Below are 4,283 nucleotides of genomic sequence, written 5' to 3'. Positions count from 1 at the left end.
TTGAACACATCGAAAAATTAACGGCTTTAATTATAGCGCCCAACCGATCGCAAACCGATCCATTTCCTGGTGGTGCGATCGCTCAAGTAGAAGGCGACTGGATCTGTTTGAAATAATTATTTAAAGTCTTTTTGCAATCGGGGACGATGCACATTATTAGTTTTAGAATATGCTGATAAAAAGTGAAGCTGAAAATGAGCAAGCTTCGTCGCCCGCCAGAGAATAAATTCCTGGAGATTTTTGGCGATATTTAGTCATCTTCAGATGACTTTAGCTATGAGACGGGAATTTCAATTCCCGGCGGACAAGCGGTTTCGCGTTAAGTTATGAGTTTTTGGTTTTCTGTCTTGAGATTTGAGTTATGAAGTTTCTTGAATTCATCACTCCTAACTCCTAACTTATTAAGACGCTAGTAATTCTGGCTGAGGCATTAAACTTTGGAGAGTATGACGCAACTGTGCGATCGCTTGGACTTGATAATCACTACTTTCCTGGAATTGAGCTAAAGATTCTCCAATTCCTTGCAGCTTTTGCCGTAATCCATCTAGAGAATCCTGAATTGGTTGTAGTGCTTCTTGATAAAGATTCACTCGACCAGATAATTCAGCAGTTGTTCTTCTTAGAGATAGCAAATTTTCTTCAATTGCTTTTAGTTCTTGGCGTTTTTCATCTAAATCATGACTTTGATTGTCAATCATTCCCTGATTTAGCTCAACACCAGAACGAATCTGCTCAATTTCACGTTCCAGCTTTTGAATTTCCTGTGAATATTGTTGTCGCTGGGTTTCAATTTGTAACAGAATCGGTTCTAAATTAATTTTGTTGTTATTTTCTTCCTCTTCAGCAACAGTATGTCCTTGCCGCCGTAGCAGTACAGCTTGGTGTTGCTTGAGAAACTTCTGGTGCTGTAGCATATTGCGGCGTTGTCCCACCAAGCTGGAATTTAGCATCTGATAAAGGTCTTTTTCATCAGTTAGTTCTAGTTCCAAATTGATGTGATCCTGGTCAGATGCGTGATTTAATTTAGTTTGAAGTTCTTCTATAGCTTCTTGTTTATATGTCAGTTCTTGTTCTTGATCGTGAACAAAACTAGCGTCGATTTCTAACTTATGCTGCAAGTCTTGCACTATCTTTTGTAGTTCTTCTAAAGGCATTTTATCCAAAGCCTCCACATCAGCTTGTTTGCCGAGAACTACGCCACCAGATGTTGCGGCTAAAGAGTGAATCTGTTGATATAATTCTTCGGCATTTCGTAACTGCTCTTTGACGAGCCGAGCATACTCTTGCTTACTGCTAAGGTCTGCTGTATTGATTTGCAATTGCGCTGTTTGCTGAACTAGAGAATTTTGCGCTTCTTGCAATGCATTTTGGCGATCGCTAAAAGTTTGTGATAAACGCTCAACTTCTTGTTGCTGTTGTGCGATCGCAATTTTTTCTTCCTCCAGTTTTTGCCAATGCGGAGTCAGAGTCGCTTGCTGCTTTTCGACCAATTCAAAGGCTAGATGCAGGTGTTCTCTAACTTTTTCTGTGGGAGTAACACGACTAGACAAGCGATCGAGTAACTCACTCATTACTCGACCTTGCTCCTCATCCAAAACCGTCCCTTGTTGAAAATCCGCTTGGCGTTCCTCTAGGCGACGCTGTTCACCCCGTAAATGCTCCCAAGCGCCTTCCAACTCTTGGCGGTTGCGCTCAATTTCTCCTTGCAATCGTTCAATTTCTTGGCGGGAGGTGTCAACTTCCTGTTTTTGCTCCTCTAGGTGTTGTACCTCATCCTCCAATTGTTGCAACTGTTCTGACCGCACCTCCATGTCCATTTCACGGCGATTCAACTCTTGCGCCTGAAACGTTAGTGACTGTTTCCACTGATCGATCTCATCTTCCTTGAGCTTAAATTTCTCCAACTGGCGGGAAAAATTCTGCAAAATGTTGACGAGTGGACGGCCTGCTTCTTGAATCCGTTGTACCTGACGATTCGGATTCAGTTCAACCAATACCAAAGCGCCATCATTTAATTTGCTTGCGTCCTCAGCGGCAATCACTTCTTCCGACACAGTACTCCAATTCTGGTCAGTTCGCTGACAAGCTAGCAGTTTCAGTTCAGTTTTAGCACCGCCACTGAGTAAACCACCTTTCTGTTTTTGTACTTCTGCTAAATACAGCACACCGTTAGTCCTTTATTGATGCACTTAAAGTTCGTGTTTTGAGATATACCTTAAATAATTCTGTTAACTTGTCTTACCAAACCAGGGTTTAGGAGAACAAGACAGACAAAACTATAGACGCAAGATGTTACGTCTTGATACTTATAGAAGCGATTTGGTCGCGCCTTTATATTTTGTACTGATGACAGTGATGATGACTTCCGTGTTAACACTAGCTTTGTCAAAGCGTATTACGAAAGATGAAGGTTTATAGTTTAATGTATTCCCTAATGACAATCAGAACAGAGTAACAATATTTTCAATACTTCATAATCAATACTTAAAAGTTGAAGTCATATCACGATTCAGAATTCAGCAATACTAAGGAGTACTTTTTAGCTAAATGCAGGGAAATTTAAATGAAATTGATATTTGCAGTATTCTGCAATTGATTGAGTTGGGACAGCGAACAGGGCAACTATGGGTGGAAGCTTATAGTTCTCACCATAACAACAAGCTGGGTGGAGATGGAGCAAGCATTTATCGCCCTAAACAACAGTCTTGGTTCGTATTTTTCCTTAATGGTCAAATTATCTATTGTCAAGAAGGCGAGAGTAGTTTATCCAGAATTAGCGATTATTTGCGTCATTATCGAGTTGAGATGCGAATCAACGACAAACAAATTGCCTCCCTACCACCAACCGACGCACCAGAGTATGCCTATCTTTGGGCGCTCTTAGAGCGGAATATTATCAACCCCAAGATAGCTGGTAGTATCATTTACGGTTTGGTGCATGAAACTCTCTTTGACTTGCTGAGTTTACGCCAAGGTAACTTCATTTTCCATCAGGGCGCGGCACTTACCCCGCAATTAAACACTTTTGAGATTGCTCCATTTGTGACAAAAATTACCAAGCAGTTGCAAGAGTGGAAGCAACTCTATCCACATATTCAGTCACCAGAACAATTGCCAGTGCTATCTGACAAAGTTCAGCTACAATCTTCCTTACCAGAAGCAACCGTAAATAAACTACAACATTGGGCTGATGGTAAAACATCCTTGCGACAACTGGCTCGCCATCTCAACCGAGACATTTTGACAGTCGCCAAGGCAATATATCCTTATGTACAACAGAGTTGGTTGCAACTAGTATATTCAGAGACTAATCACCCAGATACACACACGGATAGTGGGGAATTGAAGGGAAAACCGATGGGGCGGATAGTATGTATTGACGATGCGATCGCCATCGGTGAGACTATAAATTCCATCTTACAACCACAAGGTTATGAAGCGATCGCTCTCACCAATCCCTTAGAAGCATTAAGTCTGGTTTTTCAACTCAAACCGGATTTAATTTTATGCGACATTGCCATGTCGGAATTGGAAGGATACGAGGTTTGCGCCATGCTGCGACATTCAACAGCATTTCGGCTCACACCGATTATCATGCTTACTGGGAAAGATGGGTTTATGGATCGAGTCAAAGCTACGATGGTCGGGGCCACAGATTATTTAACAAAACCGTTTACAGACACTGAGTTACTCATGCTTGTAGAGAAATATATCAACAACCAATGAAAATTGGGTATTGGGCGTTAGGAGTGCTGAGTGCTGAGTGCTGAGTGCTGAGTTAGGAGTTAGGAGTTAAGAGTTAGGAGTTTTATTTATCTCCTTGTCTCCCTTGTCTCCCTCACTCCCTCATCTATGGAGCATATAAAGAGATAGAAGATTTGTTGATCTACTAAAAGATGAGTAAAAAGATGTTATCACAGAGTCAGCTAACTCAGTGAAACCTCGATATCCAGGAAAATAGTGAGAAACTAGAATTAATTTATACAGTTAATACTTGCGGAGGAATCAGGGAATGTTCCAATTAGGAACGTCTAAATCAGGAGGTAAATAGACATTTATGAGTACAGTTCTGATTGTGGAAGACAGTATAGCGCAAAGGGAGATGATTACAGACCTCCTGAAAGCAACTGGCCTAACAGTTACCCATGCTAGTGATGGATTAGAAGCATTAGAGGCAATTCAAATAGCACCTCCAGATTTAGTGGTGCTGGATATTGTCATGCCCCGAATGAACGGCTACGAAGTTTGTCGGCGGTTAAAATCCGATCCAAAAACCCAAAATG

3 protein-coding genes and 1 pseudogene are annotated in these 4,283 nt (G+C 41.4%); 3 read left to right on the top strand and 1 reads right to left on the bottom strand.

Annotated elements, in window-relative coordinates:
* Positions 1–116, top strand: a pseudogene (locus HWQ37_RS15995) (tRNA lysidine(34) synthetase TilS); the annotation flags it as partial.
* 285 nt (positions 117–401) lie between these two features.
* Here HWQ37_RS15995 and hmpF read toward each other — a convergent pair.
* Positions 402–2,165, bottom strand: coding sequence for a pilus motility taxis protein HmpF (hmpF, locus tag HWQ37_RS15990; RefSeq protein WP_292748609.1), 1,764 nt, complete (start codon positions 2,163–2,165; stop codon positions 402–404).
* Between the two features lie 382 nt (positions 2,166–2,547).
* On the opposite strand from hmpF, the gene HWQ37_RS15985 reads away from it, so the two are divergent.
* Positions 2,548–3,726: a response regulator gene (locus HWQ37_RS15985; RefSeq protein WP_292748608.1), complete on the top strand. Its 1,179-nt coding sequence runs from the start codon at positions 2,548–2,550 to the stop codon at positions 3,724–3,726.
* Between the two features lie 331 nt (positions 3,727–4,057).
* The coding region (locus HWQ37_RS15980; RefSeq protein WP_292748607.1) for a response regulator at positions 4,058–4,283 on the top strand (226 nt) is incomplete at its 3' end.

The organism is Nostoc sp. NMS4 (assembly GCF_017115095.1).
Taxonomy (GTDB): Bacteria; Cyanobacteriota; Cyanobacteriia; order Cyanobacteriales; family Nostocaceae; genus Nostoc.
The sequence above is the reverse complement of the archived record's forward strand: the minus strand, read 5'-3'. Positions and strand labels throughout refer to the sequence as shown.

What these genes read in the sequence shown, in the direction of transcription:
- HWQ37_RS15985 (WP_292748608.1), top strand. Translation starts at nt 2,548, where the DNA reads ATGCAGGGAAATTTAAATGAAATTGATATTTGCAGTATTCTGCAATTG.